A 19,769-nucleotide genomic window follows, 5' to 3' on the forward strand; every position below is an offset into this window, starting at 1 on the left:
CAGCTCGGCCCGTTCCTCATCGGACAAAACAATCGGCACCCTCGGCCGCCCCGCACTCGCCATGCCCCCATCCCACCACGGCGACCAGGACCAACCCCCTTTGCACCACAACACAATTAAGTAACGAACTTATGAATCACAACACTAGTGTCCTGCGCCTGAAGTTCGCTGTAGAAGTCGGCCGAGGGAGGACAGGATCTGCTCGGCGACTTGGTCCACACGAACGGCTCGGGATCGGCGTTCCAGGCCTTGACCCACGCGCGCAGGTCGCGCTCCAACACCTGCACCGACCGGTGATCCGAGCGTTGCAGCAGGTCGCTGGTGACGTAGGCGAACACCCTCTCGACCTGGTTGAGCCAGGAGGAGTAGGTCGGTGTGAAGTGCATGTGGAAGCGCTCGTGGCGCCCCAGCCAGGACCGCACGGTGGGGTGTTTGTGCGTGGAGTAGTTGTCGCAGACCACGTGCACCTGAAGGTGCTCGGGGACCTGCTCGTCCATCAGGGCCAAAAACTTCTTGAACTCGGCCGCGCGGCGGGAGCGGTAGGTCTTACCGATCACCGACCCGTCGGCGACGTTCAGGGCGGCGAACAGGGTCGTGGTGCCGTGCCGCACGTAGTCGTGGGCGCGCCTCTCAGGCATGCCCGGCATCATCGGCAGCGCGGGCTGGGACCGGCCCAGGGCCTGGAACTGCGATTTTTCGTCCACGCAGTAGACCACCGCGTTCTCGGGCGGGTTCAGGTACAGCCCCACAACATCGACCACCTTGTCCACGAACAGCGGGTCGTTGGAGAGCTTGAACCCTTCGGTGCGGTGCGGGCGCAGGTTGAACGCCTTCCAGATCCGCCCGATCGTGGACTTGGACAGGCCGCTGCGCCGGGCCATCTTGGCTCGCGTCCAGTGCGTGGCGTTGGCGGGGGTCTCCTCCAGGGTGGCCACCACCACCTCCTCGACCGTGTCCAGGGTGATCGAGGGCGGTCGGCCCGGCCGGGGCTCGTCGATGAGCCCGTCCATCCGCTCGGCCAGGAACCGGGACCTCCACTTGCCCACGGTGACCGTGCTGACCCCGACCCTGGCGGCCACCTCGGTGTTGCTCATCCCCTCGGCCGCGGCCAGCACGATCCTGCAGCGCTGGGCCAGGGCCTGCGACGACTTGCGCCGCCGGGCCCAGCGTTCCAACCGCTCGCGCTCGGAGTCGCTCAACGTGATCGGGGCCAGAGGCCGCCCGCGCCTACTCATGAAGCGAGCCTACCAATTTATGAAACGAACTTCAGGCGCAGGACACTAGGGCGTGTTCCGTGGATGCCGCCCGTCGCGAGCGCGTCCGGCTTCCGACTCTCGTGCGAGTCACCGGACGGCGCCCAGCCCAGACGGGTTCTCCTACGACGGCGCCGTGCTACCGGAGCGTTCGTCGGCGGTGACTGGGACGGTCGGGCGGGAGAACCAGGGAGCGCACACCAGGATCACGCCCCGCAGGAGGCAGGTGATGACGAGGGCGAAGAAGAGCCCGAAGACGACGTGCATGCTGACCAGAACGCCGTACACCATGGCCGTGGTCAGGCCGAAGACCATCTGGTTGCGCGGCTTGTTGGGCGTCGTCCCGGGGTCGGTGATCATGTAGTTGGTGAACAGGATGAAGGCCACCCCGGTCAGCGGCGCCAGCGCCGCCACCAGCATGTGGTCGAGGAGCAGCCACCGCAGCACCGCTTGGAGGGCGAAGCCCCCCACCCAGGCGAGGATCAGCGGCCACCGCTTGGTGAGGTTGACGTTGAGCATGGTCCCGGCCATGAGGATCCCGAGCGGGATCAGCCAGTCCACGGCGCCGAAGGCGTCGTTGGTGAAGTGGTACGGCGGGGCGATCCCCACCCACGGGAAGAGCAGCAGCGTCACCGCGATCCCGAGGTTGGAGGGGTTGAGGAAGTGCCGCCTGCGTCCGTTGACGGGGATGCGCAGGAGGTACTTGTTGCCCACAGCGATGGACACGGCGAACAGGTACGGCCACATCGAGGTGTTGCCCCACAGGAGCATCGCGCAGGCCAGCGCCGCGATGTGGGTCGGCAGGAGGTAGTCGACCAGCTTGCCGAACCCGCCCACGTACCCCGGTGCCCGGTTCGAGAACCGCGCGTCCAGGGTCTCCAGGACGAGGTCGAGCGTGTAACCGAACAGCAGGGCGAGGATGGGCGTCACGGGCGACTGCTCGAAGCCCAGGAACAGGTGCCCCACGATGTTGAACACGGTGATGGAGGTGGCGAACATGCGCAGCGCCTTCAGGCGCCTGTCCACCGGCGGTTTCGGTGTCGGTTCGGAGGTGGTGGGGGTCGCTGGCGGCTCCCCGGGCGTACCGGTGGCCGGACCGCCGTCGGATCTGGTGACAGTCATCGGACAACCGCCGTTCCGTCGTCGTTGAGGAGGATCGTCTGGGTTCCGGGGCCGACCACCAGGTCGGCGGTGTGCGTGCCGCCGCGGCCGTCCCGCCAGGAGAGGGTGACCGGCAGGTCGCCCTCCGGCGCCGCGAGGTGGACGATGGAGTCCGAGGCCCCCACGTGGCCGTTGGCCGGGAAGAGCTGACGGGCCTGCGGGGGGTGCCCCTCCCCGTCCACGACGACCGAGGCGCCGATCGCCGGCGTCGGCGCGCCGTCGGCGGCCCCCGGACGCACCAGGCGGAGCACGGCACCGGGCGCGGCGTCGGGCGCGGTGTTCAGCAGCAGGCGCGAGTCCTGCCACTGGTTGGCGACCACCGCGTCCAGGAGCCCGTCACCGTTGACGTCGCCGAAGGCGAAGGCGCGGGTGACGTCTTCCTCGGCGATCCCCAGCGGTTCGGCCAGGTCGTCGTAGCGCCCGCTCTCGCCGCGCACCCAGAAGGGGTTGGACTCGTGGCCGGACAGGTCGTCGCCCTCGGCGAAGGTGGGCCAGACCCAGGGGTACTTGAGCAGCTGGTCGTTGCCCATCGCGATCTCCTGCAGCTCCGGCCAGCGAGTGTTCTCGCCCCGGAGGAAGCCCGTGGCCTGGAACAACTCGTCGGTGCCGTCGTTGTCGAAGTCGCCCGCCTTGACGTCCCAGGACCATCCGCTGCGCGCCAGGCCCAGTTCCTCGCTGGCCTCGTCGAAGGGCACGGAGCCGTCCAGGAGATCGGCCCCTTCCCCGTCGGGGACGAAGGCGAAGTTGCTCTCATGGAGCGCGTAGGGGCTGGTGATGTTGCTGACGACCATCATGGGCAGGTCCTGGCCGTCCACGTAGGTGAACGCGATCCCCATGCCCTTGAACGATCCGTTGCCCATGACCTGTGACTTGGGGGTGGTCAGGTCGCGTTCGCCCTCGACCAGCTCCAGCCGCACGTCACCGGGGGTGGAGGTGTTGACCAGGAGGTTGTCGTTGCCGAAGTCGTTGCCCAGGTAGATGTCGGGCAGGCCGTTGCCGGACAGGTCCTGGAAACCGATCGCCAGGGTCCAGGCGGTCATCACCCGCTCCGGGAGAGCGGCGGTCGCGTCCGTGACGGTCGGCGGGGTATCGGCCTCGCCGGTCGGTTCGGTGAGCAGGACGTGGTTGCGGCCGGCGTTGGTGGCCAACCCCATGCTCTGCTGCATCTCCATGCGGGTCTCGTCGTCCGCCTCCGGGTCCAGGATCCGGGCGCCGTCCGGGAAGTAGTTGCCGACCAGGACGTCGAGCGCGCCGTCACCGTCGACGTCGGCGACGTTGAGCGCGGTCGTGTTCCAGACCTGCGTCGGCGTCACGAACTCGTGGGCGGTGAAGTCCTTCGCGGTCGGGGCCGCCTCCGGGGTTCCCGTGTTCAGGAACAGGACCGGGGAGCGCCCCCAGTAGTAGACGATGATGTCCTGGTCGCCGTCCTCATCCATGTCGGCGGGGACGCAGCCCATGGGGGCCATGGTGTGGTCGTAGGGAAGGCCGTCGGGCAGCAGCTCCATCACCGGGTAGTCGGCCGCTCCGCTCCCCGGCGCGTTGCGCAGGGTGACGCTGTCGTCTCGCGGATCGACCAGGCAGACGTCCGAGGACGTGCCCAGGTCCCGCAGGTCGAGCAGGGCGCCGCCCGCGCCGACCGAGGAGATCCATCCTCGGAAGTGGTCCAGGTCAGGCGCCACGTTCCGTTCGTAGCGCGCGTCGTCGGGTTCGGAGTTCAGGGCGAGTGCCTCGAAGGCGAAGGTCGCCGCCCGTTCCGCCCGCTCCTGCTCACTCACGGACGGACGGATGGTGAGGGCCCCGAGGGCACCCACCGTCACCAGGGCCAGCGCGACCGTTGCCACGCGGTACATCAGCCGCATTCGGTGCTCCTTGGAGGCGGGTGGCCCGGCCACCCGTCGAATTGGGGACGCTCTTCAGGTTCACCGAGCCTCCACGGCACCTTCCATATCCATTCTTGCGACACCCCGAAAATCACGGAAATAATTCGCAATCCAGAGGACGTGGCCGAACTCCCTTTCCATTGAGGATGGCCATGAAATGCCTTCCGACATACAAGGGAGACCACATGGCAACCGCTGACTCCATGATCATCCCGGGCCTTTCCGCCGAGGATTCCGCGCACGTCGCCGGACTCCCGGGCCGCATCATCGCGGCCTGGGCCGACCAGGACGCGAAGGCGTTCTCCGAGGTGTTCGCCGAGGAGTGCACCATGGTCCTGCCCGGGGTCCTGTGCAGCGGTCGCGAGGAGGTCCACGGCTTCATGGCCCAGGCCTTCGCCGGCCTTTTCAAGGGCACCCGGGTGACGGGGGCGCCCGTCAGGGCGAGGGCCCTGGCGCCGACGCCGCGGTCCTGGTGACCCAGGGCGGAGTCCTGGCGCCGGGTGAGGAGCAGGTCTCCGACGCGCGCGCCGTCCGGGCCACGTGGGTGGCCGTGCGGACCGGGGACGGCTGGCGGCTCGCCGCGTACCAGAACGGCCCCCGCGACGCTGCGTGAACTCAGGCGGTGTGCCCCGCGCGCGGGGCACACCGCCCTTTCCGTGTCGTGTGCGCGATGTCCGACCGCGCCGGCCGGTCAGTTCCCCTCGACGGCCAGCTCGACCACGAAGATGTATCCGGCCGGGTGGACGGCGCGGAGCGAGAGACCAGCCCGTTGCGCGAGTGCCCGCAGGTCGGACAGGCCCCGCTCCCTGCCGCCGCTGTAGACCAGCATCCGCAGGTCCATAGCCGTGCTCGGCGACTCCCCGTCGGCGCCGACCGGTTCGACGACCAGGACGGTTCCGCCGCTCCCGGCGGCCTCCGCGCATCGGCTCAGGATCTCCACCGCGGGGTCGTCGGCCCAGTCGTGCAGGATCGAGGACAGCACATACCCTCCGGCTCCGGCGGGCAGGGGGTCGAAGAAGCTGCCGACCACGGCGCGCGCCCGGTCGGACAGGCCCTCGTTCCGGAACGACCGCCGGGCGCGGACGCGGGCCCCTGGAGGTCGACGAGCGTCCCCTCCAGCCGCGGGTGCGCCTTGAGCAGGGCGCGCAGCAGGGCCCCGCTCCCGCCCCCGACGTCGACGACGTGCCCCAGGGCGCCCCAGTCGTAGGCGTCCACGACGGCGTCTCCGTCGTATCCGACGTGGTGGCCCATGAGCGCGTCGAAGGAGGCCGACAACCGCGGGTCAGCGCTGAGGTCGTCCCAGAAGGGGACCCCGTGGCGCACGTGGTAGGCCGCCTCACCGGTGCGCACGCTGTGTTCCAGGTCGACGAAACTGAGGTCGCCCCGGCCGACCGCGGTGGTGGTGTCCAGCCACTGCCGCCGGCCGCCCTCGTGCCCCTCGCACAGCTGCCGCCCGTACTCGGTCAGCGCGAAGTGCCCCCTGGGCTTCTCGGTGAACAGGCCGACGGTGACCAGGTGCCGCAGGAGGCGCTCCAGCGCGTCCGGGTGCGTCCCGGTGGCCTCGGCCAGGAGGGGCGCCGTGCACAACCCCTGTTCGACACGGTCCGCCAGGCGCAGGGTGGCCGCCACCCGCACGGCCATGGGTGTGGCCAGGTCGGCCAGCGCCCTCAGCCCCGGACGCCGCGCTCCGTTCTCACTCATGTGCTCTCCCCGATCGGACGGTGCCTCAACGCGTCAGCCCTCGGTCCGTCGGCCGCACGGGGCCGCTGGCCGGGTCACCCGACCGTCCGCCCAGGAGCACGCGGCCCATGATCGACGGGCCCATGAGCTTCTGGGGCGGATCGACCAGGGAGATGGCGCGGATGAAGCCCCGGGCCACCTCGGGGTCCGAGGCGGCCGCGGCCTGGACCCTGGTGACGTAGCGGTTGGCCATGTGCGTGGCGATCGTGCGTCGCCCGCGCACACCGGGATAGCCCAGGTCGGCCGCGGCGGACATGCTCCAGGGCGCGTCGGTCGCTTGGCCAGGTCGCGGAAGAAGGCCCGCGGGTCGGGCTCCCGCCCCCGTTCGAGGTGGCGCGCAGGACGTCCGCGCCCATCGCGGCGACGGTCATGCCCTGGGCGTAGACGGGGTTGAAGACACAGGCCGCGTCACCGAGGACCAGGTAGCCGGAGGGCAGGCTCCGAAGCCGCTCGTAGCGTCGCCGAACGCTGGCAGGGAAGCGGAAGCTCGAGGCGGGGCCCCGCCGTTCCGCGTCGCGGACCGCCTCGTAGATCTGCGGGATCGACAGGGACTTGGCGAAGGCGAGGAAGCCCTCGCGGTCGGTCGGGGCCCGATCGCCCCGGATCCCGTTCAGGGTGAGCGCGTAGCGGTCGGCCAGGCGGGCGAAGATGGCGCCGCGCGGGTTGTCGGGCGTGGCTGTGGGGACCAGGGCGATGTCGTCGCCGAGCGGGTCGTTCGGCAGCGGCCCCACGAAGTCCATGGTCGTGTAGGTGAGGTCGATGTGGACCTTCTCCTCGGGGACGCGGCCGTAGCCGAACTCCTCCAGCCAGCGGGGTGAACGTGAACCGCGGCCGGTGGCGTCCACGACCAGGTCCGCCTCGACGACCTCCTCGTCACCGGGGCCGCGCTGACCGTCCGCGCCCCGCTCCTGTACCCGTACGCCGTCGATCCGCGTCCGGTCGGGGGTGGACCGCAGGCCGACGATGTCGGTGTTCTCCCGCAGGACGACGCCGGGCAGGGCCGTGACCCGGGCGCGGACGCGCTCCTCGATCACAGGCCGGTTGGCGCCGACGCAGGACATGCCCGTCTCCACCTCGGCGAGCATTCGGCCGTTGAAGTAGTAGTGGCAGGTGGTCCCGTAGTCGCCCACCGGCACTCCGAGCTCGACAAGGTCGTCGAGGAAGCCTGGGAACAGCTCCTCCAGGATCCGCCGGCCGCGCTCCAGCAGGGCGTGGATGTGCACGGCCCAGGGAACGGCCGTGCGGGGTTCGCGACCCACCTGGCTGAGGGTGTCGCGCTCGATGACGGTGACGCGCTCGTACGTGTCGGAGAGGACACGTGCCGCGAGCAGACCACCCATACTGCCGCCGAGCACGACGGCGTGGCCGAGGCTCCTGGTTCCCATGGACGTGCGCCTTCCCTTTCGGTCTGGACTGCTGCGGGAAACGCTAGTCCCGCGACCACGGAAATTCTTCTCACGCATTGCTTGGGGAACTCCAGAATTCACGATTCTTCAAAGGTGCTCACTTCGCGCCGGGGGCTACAACCGCGACTTTCTGACCGGTACCTTCGCCAGGCGACCAACGGACGGGGACCGTCGTTTTCTCGTTCGGTTCGCCAGCACCCGGACTAGGCGTGAAATGAGGACTGATGCGCTCGTTTCGAGTTGACTTCCCCCAGGAGGAACTGGACGACCTCCGCACACGGCTCTCCTCCACCAGGTGGCCCGAGCAGGCCGGAACGGCCGGATGGGACAGCGGAGTACCCCTCCCCTACCTCCGGGAGCTGGCCGCCTCCTGGCGTGACGACTTCTCCTGGCGCGCGGTGGAGAAGCGTGTCAACGCCTTCCCGGAGTTCGTCACCACGATCGACGGCGCCCCCATCCACTTCCTGCACGCCCGCTCCCCCGAGCCCGACGCGGTCCCCCTGCTGATCACCCACGGGTGGCCGGGGTCGTTCCTGGACTTCCTCGACGTCGTGGGCCCCCTGTCGGATCCCCGTTCCCACGGGGGCGACCCGTCGACCGCCTTCCACGTGGTCCTCCCCTCGCTCCCGGGGTTCGGCTTCTCCGGTCCGCTCACGGAGCACGGTTGGACGCTGCCGCGGGTGGCCGAGGCCTGGGCCCAGCTCATGTCCTTCCTGGGTTACGACGCTACATCGCCCAGGGGGGCGACATCGGCGCCACCGTCGCCCGGCTGCTCGGCCTCCAGGACAGTGACCACGTCCTCGGCACCCACGTGAACTTCCTGTTCACCCCGCCCCCGGACGATCCCTCCGCGTTGGCGGACCTGCCGCCTTCCGACCTGGCGAGGCTGGAGCGCCTGGGCGTCTTCGCGGACCGGGGGTCGGGCTACATGAAGCTCCTGTCGACCCGACCGCGCTCGGTGGGCTTTGGCATGACCGACTCACCGGTCGGGCAGCTGGCGTGGACCGCCGAGAAGTTCCAGGAGTGGAGCGGGGCCCGCGACCTCCCCGAGGAGGCGATCGACCGGAACGCGCTCCTGGCCGACGTCACGCTGTACTGGCTGACCAGGACCGCGATCTCCTCCTCCTACATCTATTACGACAACGCGGCGGGGATGCCCACCGCGGCGACGCCGCCCCCTCCCCTGCCGCCGGTCCCCGGCCCGTTCGGTGTGGCCGTCTACCCCCACGACCTGGCACAGCCCATCCGGTCCCTGGCCGAGCGCGAGTTCCCGGCCCTCGTCCACTGGAGTGAGCACGACCGGGGCGGACACTTCGCCCCGCTCGAGGCTCCGGACCTGTTCGTCGACGACCTACGGACATTCCTCCGGGCGGTGAGGTCGGCCTGAGGCGTGCCGGCCACAGAGGTCGGTGACGCCCGCTCCGCCTGACGCAGGCGGTGGCCCGCCCCGGGGACGAGTTCCCGGGGCGGGCCACCGCGTTGTGGCGGGCGGAGCGGTCAGCGGAAGATCCGCTCCATGATCCTCCGGGAGACCGCGCGGGGCGCGAGGTCCAGCGCGGTGGTCATCAGACGGGTGACGGTGCCGGGCACGGCGACCGTGCGACCCGCGTCCCACGCGCGCAGCGCTCCGGACACCACCTCAGCAGAGGTGGTGTGGCCCGGGGTCTTCTCCACCTTGTCGCCGAGACCGGCGACGTCGCTGAACTCCGTGACCGTGGGCCCGGGGCACAGGGCCATGGCCCTGACACCGGTTCCGCGCAGCTCCGTGGCCAGGGACTGGGCGAACGACAGCAGGAAGGCCTTGCTCGCGCTGTAGGCGGCCATGTAGGGCGTCGGGACGAACCCGAGGTTGGAGGCCACCACGACGACCCCTCCCCTTCCCCGCTCGACCATGCGGGGCACGACGTAGGAGGTCAGCTCCACCGTGGACATCACGTTGAGGTCGAGCATCGCCAGCGTGTCCGCGCGGTCGCTCCCCACGAACCTCCCGTGGACGCCGCGGCCGGCGTTGCAGACGAGCAGATCGGCGCCGCCGAGCTCCTCCGCTCGCTCGGCCACGGCGCTGGCGGAGCCGTCGGCGGTCATGTCCCGGATCTCCGGAACCACCAGGCCACCCGAGTCGGCTTCCAGTTTCGCGATTCGGTCGGCTCTGCGCGCCACGGCCAGGACACGGTAACCGCGCCGGTACAGGGCACGGGTGTACTCCGCGCCGATACCGGAGGAGGCTCCGGTCACGACGGCCAGGGGTGCTGTGGACATGGTCACTCCAAACTGAGGCGCCGCCACCCGGGACGGAGGGGAGGGTCGGTACCGGTCAGGCGGCGATGTGCATGATCTCCAGCGCGACACCGTCGGGATCGGTGAAGGTGAAGAGCGCGAAGGGGAGCGGCTCCGTGTACTCGCGGACCTGGCTGCACTCCACCTTCAGCGCGACCAGGTGCTCACGCCACTCACGGAGCTCCTGGAGGCTGGCGGCGGCGAAGGTCAGGTGGTCCAGGCCGGTGCGCTGGGGGCCGAACCCCTCCTCCGCGTTGGCCTCGTGCTCGGTGATCCCGAGATAGACGTGGGTGCCCGGCCGCATCAGACCCGCCGTGCGCCCGCCCTCGAAGCGCTCGCTCATCCACTGGACCATGCCGAGCTTCTCCTCGTACCAGCGGACACTGCGTTCCAGGTCGGTCACCGAGACACCGACGTGGTGCAGCGCGGCGAGCCCCTGCGGGGTCGGGGCGACCGGTCCGTTCGGCTGGGTCAGGACGATTTCCATGGTCAGGACCTCCTCTAAAGCGTCGGAGCCTCGAAAGTACGACGACCGGACGCGGAGACGCTTCTTCCCGCGTGCCGAAAAGCACGGGGAGAACGCCTCTGAACGATCGGCGGGAACAGCAAACAGGGAGAAGGCGCCCGCTTTTTTCGAAAGTTAGTCTGAACCATCGGATGCGTTTCCACCGGACCCGCGTTCGGTGCCGTGAGGACAACCGAAATCGAGAAGCGACACCGGCCACGCCGGGAATCCACCTGATGACACACTCCGTTGGAGGTCATTTTCCATGTCCGAAGCCGTGTGCCCCTACACCCTCGACCCCCAGGGAACCGACACGCACGGAGAGACGAAGCAGCTGCGGGAACAGGGGCCGATCGCCCGTGTCGAACTGCCCGACGGAGTTCTCGCCTGGTCGGTCCACGACTACGAGGTCGCCAGGGAGATGATGGGGAACCAGGAACTGTTCTCCAAGAACCCGCGCCGCAACTGGCCCGACTACATCAACGGGAAGATCTCCAACGGTTGGCCGCTGATCACCTGGGCCGCCATGGACACCATGGCCACCCAGGACGGCACCGACCACGCCCGCCTGCGAAAGCTGCTCCTGAAGGCGTTCACGCAGCGCCGCGTGGATTCCATGAAGCCCTATATCGAGGCGACGGTCACCGAACTCCTCGACAAGCTGGAGGCCAACTATTCCGGTGAGCCCATCGACCTCAAGGGCCACTTCCACATGGAGCTGCCCACCCGGTTGATGTGCGACCTGTTCGGCGTGCCCGAGGACCGGCGCGAGAAGGTCCTGGAGGGCGGCCACAAGAACATCGACACGCGGATCTCCGCCGAGGTCGCCGAGAACAACCTCGAACAGTGGCAGATCGCCATCTCCGAACTCGTCCAGTACAAGCGTGAGAACCCCGGTGACGACCTGACCACCGGGATGATCGCCGCCATGGACGAGGACGGGTCGCGCCTGAGCGACAGCGAGATGATCGGCACCCTGCACCTGCTGCTCGGCGCCGGCTCCGAGACCCTGGTCAACGCCCTGGCCCACGCCTCGGTGGAGCTGATGTGCAACCGCGAGCTGCTGGCCAAGGTCAAGGCGGGTGAGATCTCCTGGGAGGACGTCTTCGAGGAGACGCTCCGGGTGGAGTCCCCGGTGGCCCACCTGCCGTTCCGGTTCGCCACCGACGACGTGGAGATCGGCGGGGTGAAGATCGCCAAGGGCGACGTCATCCTCATCGACTTCGCCGGTGTCGGCCGCGACCCGGCCATGCACGGTGAGACGGCCGACGGCTTCGACGCGCTCCGCGAGGAGAAGACCCACCTGTCCTTCGGGCACGGCGTGCACTTCTGCCTCGGCTCCCGTCTGGCCAAGAGCGCGTGGATGAGCGGTATCCCCACCCTGTTCGAACGCTTCCCCGACATCGAGCTCGCGATCGAGCGCGACGAGCTGGTCGGCCAGGGCAGCTTCGTGGTCAACGGCCACGCGACCATCCCCGTCCACCCGTACGCGCCCCCGAGCGCAAGGCCTAGGTCAGCGGCGAACACGAAGGGTCACACGATGCCAGAGGCAGTGCGCGGCGACGGCACTCCACCCGACACCGAGGACGTGAGCCCCGACGAGACCGGCGGGGGCATCCTCGGCGACCTCGACGACGACTACGCGGACATAAGTGACCTCCCCCTGGAGCAGGTGCGGTCCGCCGACGGCACCTCGATCGCCTACTCCAAGTTCGGGAGCGGCCCACCGGTCGTGGTGGTGGGCGGCGGGCTCAACGACAGGGCCATGTTCACCCCGCTGGCGACGATCATGTCGGAGCGCTTCACGGTCTACAACTACGACCGGCGCGGGCGCGGCGACAGCGAGTGGGGCGACCCCGACACGTGGACGATCCAGCGCGAGGTCGAGGACCTGGCGGCGGTGCTGGAGGTCGTGGGCGAGCCGAGCCACGTCTTCGCGAACTGCACCGGTGGGATGGTGGCCATCGTCGCCGCGGCGAACGGGGTCCCGATGGTCCGGCTGGGCCTGTACGAACCGCCCTACTGGTCCACCGCCACCACCGAGAAGCAACTCGCCGATCTGAGGAGGTTCATCGCCGAGGGCCGGGCGGAGGAGGCGGTCACGCTCTTCGCCAAGGACGTCGTCGGCTTCGTCGACGACGAGTCGATCGTCCACTTTCGGAGCCACCCGGCCTGGAGCGCGTTCCAGACGATGATCAAGTCCACCTACTACGACGCCCTGATCAACCGGGACCACCTGGAGGTCCCCCTGGAGGAGTTGCACAGGATCACGGTCCCCACGCTGGTGATGCGCGGTGACGACGGCCAGAAGGTGATCCACGACGCCTGCGCCCGCGCGCGGAGGAGGTCCCGGACTCGGAACTCCTGACGATGGAGGCTACGACCACCTCTTCGACCAGAAGGCGGGGGCGCCGCACCTGATGGAGTTCTTCTCCCGGTGACCACCTTCGGGGCCCGGGTGCGTTCCCTGCGGAACGCACCCGGGCCCGTCACGACCGGGGTCGTGGCCGGGCCCGGGGACGGATCCGTTCAGTCCCGTGGGGTCACGGACTCATGAGGCCGATGGTGTTCCCGTCCGGGTCGGTGAAGGCGGCGATGCGCCCGTCGGGCGTGCCCGTGGGAGCCAGCGCCGTGGTCCCGCCGAGCTTCTCCGCCCGGGCCAGGGCGGTCTCCACGTCCTCCACCGGGAAGAAGGCGACGAAGCCCAGGTAGGGGCTGTCGGGCCCCGCCTGGCCGATGCCCCCGGCGGGCGCCCCGCCGTCGGAGCTCACCAGGGCGTAGGTCTCGTCCAGGGAGTTGATCTGCCAGCCGAACATCTCCCGGTAGAACTCCTTGGTCCGGGCGGAGTCCGGGGTGGAGATGTCGAACCATCCCGGGGTGGCGGGCGTGGGGTTCTTCGCGTTCTCGGCGGCGTCGTTGTCGGCCATGCTCGGTCTCCTGTTCCTTTCGCGGCGGGTCAGTTGAGGCGTTGGCGCAGACGGACGGTGATCTCGTCACCGAGGTCCTTGCCGAGTTTCTTGCGCAGGGCGGCCTTGACCGGAAGCATGTGGGTGCCGTCGCCCATGGGGAGCATGGTGGCCTGAAACTCCTGGTCGTCCATGGTTCCCGCCACCTTGACGGCCTTCCTCGTCCCGAAGAACTCTCCCGAGTCGGGGACGATCACGCAGGCCCAGCCGCTGTTGTCCTCCTTGATGATCTTCTGGGTGAAGGTGTTGTCGATCTCCTGCGCGGGTCGTGGTTCCGCGGGCATGTCGCCTCCCTTGTTCCGTGGATTCGTGCCGCCGTGCCGTGCCGGGCCGCCCGTAGTCGGGCGGCCCGGCACAGGGCGTGTCCTATGACCGCACGGCGGTCGTCAGTGCCGTCGATATCCGCTCCGTCTCAGCGGCCGTGACGATCAGCGGTGGCGCCAGGACGATGCTCGCCCCGGTGCGCCTGGCCAGGACGCCGGCCTCCCGCATGGACCGGCGCACGGCCGAGGCCTGACGGGGGTCGTCCATCTCGACGGCGACCAGCAGTCCCCGTCCCCTGACGTCGAGGACCGACGCCGCCGATCTGGCCCTGTCCAGCTCCGCGAGCAGTTGCGCACCGCGTTCACGGGCGTTGGACACCAACCGCCGCTCCTCCAGGACGTCCAGAACCGCGAGTCCGGCCGCGCACGCGGCGGCGTGCCCGGAGTGGGTGTGGCCGTGGACGAACCCGGCCCTGGCCTTGTTCCGGTCGAAGACGCCGAAGACGTGCTCGGTGGTGGTGACGGCCGCCAGGGACATGTATCCGGCTGTCAGGCCCTTGCCGGTCACGAGCACGTCCGGGCGGACCCCCGAGTGCTGGTGGCCGAACATCGCCCCGGTCCGGCCGAACCCCGTGGTCACCTCGTCCAGGACCAGCAGGACGCCGTGGCGGTCGCACAGCTCGCGCACCGCCCGGAGGTAGTCGTCGGGCAGCACGCGCACGCCGCGCGCCTGCACCGGTTCGATCAGCACGGCCGCGGTGCGGTCCCCGTGGGCCTCCAGGTGGGCGCGTAGCGGTGCCACGCCCTCCGGCCCGCTGTCGCCCTCCGGTTCGGGTACGGACGCGAAGCCGGGCGGCCCCACCTCCTCGGAGACGGGCGACGGCGCGGGGGCGCACGCGGCGGCTCCCAGAGTCGAACCGTGGTAGGCGCCGCGCAGCGAGACGACCGTGCTCCGCTCCGGGTGCCCGAGGGCGGCGTGGTAGAAGCGCACGATGCGGATCGCCGCCTCGACGCCCTCGGAACCGCTGTTGCAGAAGAAGGTGCGGGTCAGCGGCGGGCCGGCCAGCTCCGCGATGCGCCGCGCCAGTCGGATTGCCGGGGCGGTGGAGCCCTCGCCCAGGTCGTAGGTCATCAACCGGGACAGCTGCGCGCCGACCGCGTCGACCACCTCGCGGCGCCCGTAGCCCAGGGTCGCGTTGAACCCCGAGGACTTGGCGTCGAGGTAGCGGCGTCCGTCCGCGTCCTCGACCTCGCACCCCTGGCCGGCGACGGCGACGACGGTGTCCGGGTTGACGCGGGTCGCGACCAGGGGTGCCACAGATGTTCCGCGTCGAGGGCGAGCAGCGCCTCCCGGTCCGCCTCCGTCACCGCGGACGGGTCGGTCCCCAGGGCCTCGGTCACGACGATCCCTCCCGCGTGCTCGGCTCCGCGGCCCCGCCCGGCTGATCCGGCTCGTCCTCGGTGGACTCGTACGCCGCGGCCTTCGCCACCATGGGGTCGCTCAGTTCGGTGTCGACCCTCTCGAACAGGGCGAGGATGACGAGTCCCCCGATGATCATGAGCACGCCCCCGATGAGGAAGGCGAGCGAGTATCCCTGGGCCGCCGCCACCGGGGCGGAGGCGCCGGCTTCGATCGCGGTCTCGGCGTGGCGGATCGCGAGGGTCACCAGGACGGCCACACCGGTCGCGCTGCCGACCTGCTGCATGGTGGTGAGCACCCCGGAGGCCAGACCGGAGTCCTGGCCGGTGACCCCGTGCAGCGCGGCGTTGAGCGAGGCCGGCATGCTGAGCCCGGCGAACAGTCCGAAGACCAGCATCCCCGGTACGACGCCCAGGAAGTAGGAGCTGTCCGGCGTGACCATGCTCGTCAGGATCAGACCGCCCCCGGCTCCGGCGTAGCCGAGCGCGGCCACCACCTTGACGCCCAGGCGCGGGACCAGCGCGGTGCTCACCCCGAGGCCGACCGGGATACCGACGGTCAGCGGGAGCCAGGCCAGACCGGCCATCAGCGGGGAGAGCCCCAGGATCTGCTGGTTGAACAGGCTCATCATGAACGTGTAGGAGATGAACGCCGCCATGAAGAGCAGGGAGACGAGGTTGATGGTCGACCTCGTCCGGTTGGCGAAGAAGTCGAGCGGGATGAGGGGGTTGCGCGACCTGCGCTCGACCACCACCATCAGCGCCAGCAGAGCGGCGCCGACGACGAGGGGCGCCAGCACCTGGAGCGAGCCCCAGGAGCGCTCGGCGGCCTGGAGGAGCCCGTAGACCACGCCGACCAGTCCCAGGGTCAGGGTCGCCGCGCCGACGACGTCGAGGCTGTCGTCCTTGCCCCGCGCCATACGGCTCTCCGCGACGAAGCGGGGGACCAGGAACAGGACGACGAGGGCGACGGGCAGGTTGATGAAGAAGATCCAACGCCAGGAGGCGAGGTCGGTCAGGACGCCGGAGAGGACGTAGCCGAGCGCGCCGCCGATCCCTGCGAGCCCGCCCCACAGTCCCAGCGCCTTGGTGCGCTCCTTGGGGTCGGTGAACAGCAGGGCGATCAGAGCGAGGGAGGCGGGGGCGACGAGCGCCTCGGCGGTCCCCTGGCCGAAGCGGCCGACGATCATCATCCACGGGGCGGTCGCGGCGCCCGACAGGGCCGAGGCGAGGCCGAAGACGACCACACCGATGAGCAGGACGCGCCGTCGGCCGAAGAAGTCGGCCAGGCGGCCGCCCAGCATCAGCAGGCCGCCGGCCGCGAGGACGTATCCGTTGACGACCCAGGTCAGACCCGAGGGTGAGAAGCCGAGTCCCTCCTGAATCCTCGGGAGGGCGACGTTAACGACGGTCATGTCCAACAGGATCATGAGTTGCAGACTCGACAGGAGGGCGAGGATCCACCATCGTCGGGGGTCCGCCTGCTGCCGTGGACCGTCGTCTCTCGACGATCCCTGCTGCGGATCTGCCGTTACCACGCGATTACTCCCTTGTTCGTCGCCTGTTCCAGAAATGCCCGAAATGCGCCTTGTATTGGTCGAGCCATGGGCTCGACACACTTCTGGACGCTCCCCCTTTTCGGATGTTCACAGCGTATACCTAGCTGTTCGGCGAAGCAATCACATGTTCGAAGTACACCGGTTTCTCACGCACGGGACGTGCGCATGCGCACCGGAACCGACTCCCACGCGCGCAGGGTGTTGTTGGGGCGGCGGCGCGGCGTATCGGCGATCCCGATCGTCTCCACCCGGTCCACCAGCGCCCGGAGTAGGCACTCCGCCTCCAGACGCGCGAGGTTCTGGCCCACGCACTGGTGCAGGCCGAAACCGAAACCGAGGTGGCCGGACGGGTCGCGGCCCAGGTCGAACGCGTCGGGATCGGCCCAACGGCGCGGGTCGCGGTTGGCGGCGCCGAGGAACAGCAGCACCTTGGAACCGTCGGGGATCACGTGACCGCCGAGCCGGACACCGCGCGTGGCCGTCCGGAAGAACGTCTGCACGGGCGCGGCCCAGCGCACGGCCTCGTCGAACGCCACGCGCACCAGGTCCGGTTCGGCGCGCAGGCGCTCCCACTGCGCGGGGTGGGTCGCGAGCGCGTACAGCAGGGAGGCGAGCGCGTGCACGGTGCTGTTGACACCGGCGGCGAAGAGCGAGCGCACCACCAGCGGCGCCTGCTCCGGGGTGATGTCGCCCCGGTCGGCGGCCGCCCAGATCCGCGCGCCGAACCCGCCCTCGGCGAGGACCTCCCGGGCGCAGCGGGCGTCCACCCACTCGGACAGTTCCCTGGCCCGGTGCGCCTGCGCCCGGACCAGGTCGTTGCGCGGACCGAAGGCGTTGAGCAGGAAGTCGCTGAAGGGCAGCATGTTCTCCCGGCCCGCCTCGGGGATGCCGAGCGCGTCGGGGACCACCCGCAGCGGGAACGCCTCCGCCAGGCGGGGGACGGCGTCGAACTCGACGACGGTCCCCCTCGGCAGCAGACGGTCGACCAGCTCCGCGGCCTGGTCCGTCCAGCGCGCGCGCAGACTCCGCTGGGTACGGGGACCGAGCAGGTCGGCCAGGACGCGTCGGGGCGCGTCGTGCCAGGGGGGATCCGCCTCCAACAGGACGCTTCGCGCGCGCCAGGGCCGCACGACGCGGAAATTCGACAGGCCGACCCCGGCTCCGGACTCCAGGCCCTGCCAGTCGCGCAGGGCCTCGTACACCTGCTCGTACCTGGCCATCCCGTAGACGTCGTGGGCACTAAGGTACACCAGTGGTCCCGCCTCGCGCAGCGTCGACTCGAACGGGTGCGGGTCCTCGAGCACGTCGGGGGCGAAGGGGTCGGTCCCGAGGGTCGGCGGTGCCTCCTCGGCGCGGATCTGGGTCACGGTGGGTCTCCTCCCTGGCGGGCCGGACGCCGGGGCGGCCGGGCCGGTCGTCTCAGATGTCCAGGACAAGCCGGTCGCCGAACGAGCGGGAGACGCACGGAAGCATGCGGTCCCCGGCCTGGCGCTCCTCCTCGGAGAACAGGGAGTCGCGGTGGTCCACCTCACCGGAGACCACGGCCGCCTCGCACGTCCCGCAGGTGCCCGACTCACACGACGTCAGCCGGTCCACGCCGACCGACCGCAGGGCGTCCACCACCGTCTGGGACGGTGTGACGGTCACCCGCCTGCCCGTGCGCGCCAGGACCAGCTCGAAGGGCGTGTCCTGCGCCGCCGCCCTCGGGGTCCGGGCGGTGAAGCGCTCGGTGCGCAGGGTCGGGGCGGGCCAGGGCCCGCACACCCGTTCCGCGGCCCGGATCATTCCGGCGGGACCGCAGCAGTAGACCCGCAGGCCCTCGCGCGGTTCTCCCAGCCGGCGCCCGAGGTCGGGGCGGCCCCTCTCGTCCTCAGGGACGACGTCGACGCGGTCGCCGTGACGGGCGAGTTCGTCGAGGAAGGCCATCGACGCGCGGCGGCGCCCGCCGTAGACCAGGCGCCAGTCCGCTCCGATCAGGTCCGCCTGGTGGATCATGGGCAGGAGGGGGGTGATCCCGATGCCCCCGGCGAGGAACAGGTAGTGCTCCGAGGGCACCATGGGGAAGTTGTTGCGCGGCCCGCCCACACCGACCACGTCTCCGACCCGGAGCCGGTCGTGGACGTAGGCCGAACCGCCCCTGCCGTCGGGCTCGCGCAGGACGGCGATCCGGTACTGGTAGGGGTCCCAGCGGTCCCCGCACAGGGAGTACGGGCGAACGGTGCCGTCGGGCAGCACCAGGTCGATGTGCGCTCCGGGGGTCCAGTCCCTGAGCCGGGCGCGGTTCGCGTGTTCGAGCACGAGCACGACCACCCCCTCCGCCGCTGATTCCTTGGACACCACACGCAGGGTCAGCCCGTGTGCCGGCATGTCCCACCTCCTCGACACTCTCGCGCGGCGGTTCGGACGGGCCCCACCCGAATGACCGGTCCGACGTCACGCTTCCACCGCGGCCGCCGGGCTGTCTTCTTCGTGGCTGCGGTATGGCCCCGGGAAACGCTCCCATCGGCCCACCACGCACGCCACCAGCAAAGTTCACGCTGTACACTGGGCGCGGAGGTGACCTGGACGATGGCCAGAGGCGAGCGCCCCTATCACCACGGGGACCTGCGGACGGCGCTGATCGACGTCGGCCTGGAACTCGCGCGCGAGGGCGGGGCGGACGCGTTGGGGCTTCGCGTGGTCACCCGCGCCGTCGGGGTGACGCCCAACGCCGCCTACCGCCATTTCGCCGACCGCGAGACGCTCGTGCTCGCCATCGCCGAGCGGGCCCAGGACAAGCTCGCCCGGTCGATGCTCGACCACATGGACACCGGCGCGACCGACGCCGACCCCGTCGACCGGGCCGTGCACAACCTCCGCGGGGTGGGTCTCGGCTACATCCGGTTCGCCCTGTCCGAGCCCGGTTGGTTCGAACTGGCCATCCTCACCGACGACTCCGCGTCGGGGCGCGAACCGGTCGAGGAGCGCGTACCCCCGCCCTTCCGGCTGCTGCTTCAGGCTCTCGACGACATGGTCACCGCGGGCGCGCTGAAACCCGAACGGCGGCCGAACGCGGAGTGGGTCTGCTGGTCCTCCGTCCACGGTTTCGCGGACCTGGCCACTCGGGGGCCGCTGCGGGGCCACGACCGCGCCACCATGGACGCGCTCGGGCACCACGTGGTCGTCCAGGTCGTCGACTCGCTCACCGCCTAGCACCTGCTTTCTCGGAACGGTCACCCGAGGGGATTGCCGTCCGAGCGCCGACAGGGTGCTGATGGATAGGTCTGCGCGCCGCAGGCGTCCGTTGAGGTTGGTAGTGGGCGACGGTCGGGCGAGGCCAGCCGCGAGCGAGGAACGAGCG

General features: G+C 70.2%; 17 protein-coding genes and 2 pseudogenes. 5 read left to right on the forward strand and 14 right to left on the reverse strand.

Annotation, left to right across the window (positions count from 1 at the left end; all coding sequences use genetic code 11):
* Positions 1-144 precede the first annotated feature (144 nt).
* From BJF83_RS13515 to BJF83_RS13525, 3 genes and pseudogenes are all read right to left on the reverse strand, one after another.
* A pseudogene (locus BJF83_RS13515) lies at positions 145-1,235 on the reverse strand (IS630 family transposase).
* 141 nt (positions 1,236-1,376) lie between these two features.
* On the reverse strand, positions 1,377-2,279 hold the full coding sequence (locus BJF83_RS13520) for an enediyne biosynthesis protein UnbU (protein ID WP_262391522.1): 903 nt from the start codon (positions 2,277-2,279) through the stop codon (positions 1,377-1,379).
* Between the two features lie 92 nt (positions 2,280-2,371).
* Positions 2,372-4,273, reverse strand: a complete 1,902-nt coding sequence (locus BJF83_RS13525; protein ID WP_075926588.1) for a VCBS repeat-containing protein — start codon at positions 4,271-4,273, stop codon at positions 2,372-2,374.
* Between the two features lie 224 nt (positions 4,274-4,497).
* On the opposite strand from BJF83_RS13525, the pseudogene BJF83_RS13530 reads away from it, so the two are divergent.
* A pseudogene (locus BJF83_RS13530) lies at positions 4,498-4,907 on the forward strand (SgcJ/EcaC family oxidoreductase).
* A gap of 78 nt (positions 4,908-4,985) precedes the next feature.
* Here the strand turns inward: BJF83_RS13530 and BJF83_RS29105 are convergent.
* From BJF83_RS29105 to BJF83_RS13540, 3 genes are all read right to left on the reverse strand, one after another.
* A complete protein-coding gene (locus tag BJF83_RS29105) occupies positions 4,986-5,324 on the reverse strand; it encodes a methyltransferase (RefSeq protein ID WP_262391523.1) in 339 nt (112 codons plus the stop codon).
* Positions 5,222-5,995, reverse strand: a complete 774-nt coding sequence (locus tag BJF83_RS13535) for a methyltransferase (protein ID WP_262391524.1) — start codon at positions 5,993-5,995, stop codon at positions 5,222-5,224. The genes BJF83_RS29105 and BJF83_RS13535 overlap by 103 nt, the downstream gene beginning before the upstream one ends.
* 74 nt (positions 5,996-6,069) lie before the next feature.
* Positions 6,070-7,419, reverse strand: coding sequence for an NAD(P)/FAD-dependent oxidoreductase (locus BJF83_RS13540; protein WP_262391525.1), 1,350 nt, complete (start codon positions 7,417-7,419; stop codon positions 6,070-6,072).
* A gap of 245 nt (positions 7,420-7,664) precedes the next feature.
* On the opposite strand from BJF83_RS13540, the gene BJF83_RS30520 reads away from it, so the two are divergent.
* Positions 7,665-8,255 carry an epoxide hydrolase gene (locus tag BJF83_RS30520; RefSeq protein WP_316042270.1) on the forward strand — a complete coding sequence of 197 codons (591 nt, stop codon included), beginning with the start codon at positions 7,665-7,667 and terminating at the stop codon, positions 8,253-8,255.
* Positions 8,252-8,827 (forward strand): hypothetical protein, encoded by a 576-nt coding sequence (locus BJF83_RS30525; protein ID WP_316042271.1) that lies wholly within the window; start codon positions 8,252-8,254, stop codon positions 8,825-8,827. Before BJF83_RS30520 ends, BJF83_RS30525 begins: the two co-directional genes overlap by 4 nt.
* Positions 8,828-8,937: 110 nt before the next feature.
* On the opposite strand, the gene BJF83_RS13550 is transcribed toward BJF83_RS30525, so the two are convergent.
* Both BJF83_RS13550 and BJF83_RS13555 read right to left on the reverse strand, forming a co-directional pair.
* Positions 8,938-9,699, reverse strand: a complete 762-nt coding sequence (locus BJF83_RS13550; protein WP_075926608.1) for an SDR family oxidoreductase — start codon at positions 9,697-9,699, stop codon at positions 8,938-8,940.
* Between the two features lie 55 nt (positions 9,700-9,754).
* Positions 9,755-10,204, reverse strand: a complete 450-nt coding sequence (locus BJF83_RS13555; RefSeq protein ID WP_075926589.1) for a VOC family protein — start codon at positions 10,202-10,204, stop codon at positions 9,755-9,757.
* Between the two features lie 283 nt (positions 10,205-10,487).
* Between BJF83_RS13555 and BJF83_RS13560 the strand changes: the two genes are divergently transcribed.
* Positions 10,488-12,590, forward strand: coding sequence for a cytochrome P450 (locus tag BJF83_RS13560; protein WP_075926590.1), 2,103 nt, complete (start codon positions 10,488-10,490; stop codon positions 12,588-12,590).
* 175 nt (positions 12,591-12,765) lie between these two features.
* On the opposite strand, the gene BJF83_RS13565 is transcribed toward BJF83_RS13560, so the two are convergent.
* The 6 genes from BJF83_RS13565 to BJF83_RS13590 all read right to left on the reverse strand — a co-directional run bounded on the left by BJF83_RS13565 (position 12,766) and on the right by BJF83_RS13590 (position 18,796).
* Complete coding sequence (locus BJF83_RS13565) at positions 12,766-13,149, reverse strand: VOC family protein (protein ID WP_075926591.1); 384 nt, start codon at positions 13,147-13,149, stop codon at positions 12,766-12,768.
* Between the two features lie 29 nt (positions 13,150-13,178).
* A complete protein-coding gene (locus BJF83_RS13570; protein WP_075926592.1) occupies positions 13,179-13,472 on the reverse strand; it encodes a DUF1905 domain-containing protein in 294 nt (97 codons plus the stop codon).
* An 82-nt stretch (positions 13,473-13,554) separates the two neighbouring features.
* The gene (locus BJF83_RS13575; protein ID WP_262391526.1) at positions 13,555-14,769 is read right to left on the reverse strand and encodes an aspartate aminotransferase family protein; all 1,215 of its coding nucleotides are present in this window, start codon (positions 14,767-14,769) and stop codon (positions 13,555-13,557) included.
* Between the two features lie 79 nt (positions 14,770-14,848).
* Positions 14,849-16,489 carry an MFS transporter gene (locus BJF83_RS13580; protein WP_394329334.1) on the reverse strand — a complete coding sequence of 547 codons (1,641 nt, stop codon included), beginning with the start codon at positions 16,487-16,489 and terminating at the stop codon, positions 14,849-14,851.
* 86 nt (positions 16,490-16,575) lie between these two features.
* Positions 16,576-17,796 (reverse strand): cytochrome P450, encoded by a 1,221-nt coding sequence (locus tag BJF83_RS13585; protein WP_075926594.1) that lies wholly within the window; start codon positions 17,794-17,796, stop codon positions 16,576-16,578.
* A 52-nt stretch (positions 17,797-17,848) separates the two neighbouring features.
* A complete protein-coding gene (locus BJF83_RS13590) occupies positions 17,849-18,796 on the reverse strand; it encodes a PDR/VanB family oxidoreductase (protein WP_075926595.1) in 948 nt (315 codons plus the stop codon).
* Between the two features lie 201 nt (positions 18,797-18,997).
* Here BJF83_RS13590 and BJF83_RS13595 point away from each other — a divergent pair, with 201 nt between their 5' ends.
* Complete coding sequence (locus BJF83_RS13595; protein ID WP_075926596.1) at positions 18,998-19,621, forward strand: TetR/AcrR family transcriptional regulator; 624 nt, start codon at positions 18,998-19,000, stop codon at positions 19,619-19,621.
* The last annotated feature ends 148 nt before the right edge of the window (positions 19,622-19,769 follow it).

The sequence above is a fragment of the Nocardiopsis sp. CNR-923 genome, assembly GCF_001942255.1.
GTDB lineage: Bacteria > Actinomycetota > Actinomycetes > Streptosporangiales > Streptosporangiaceae > Nocardiopsis.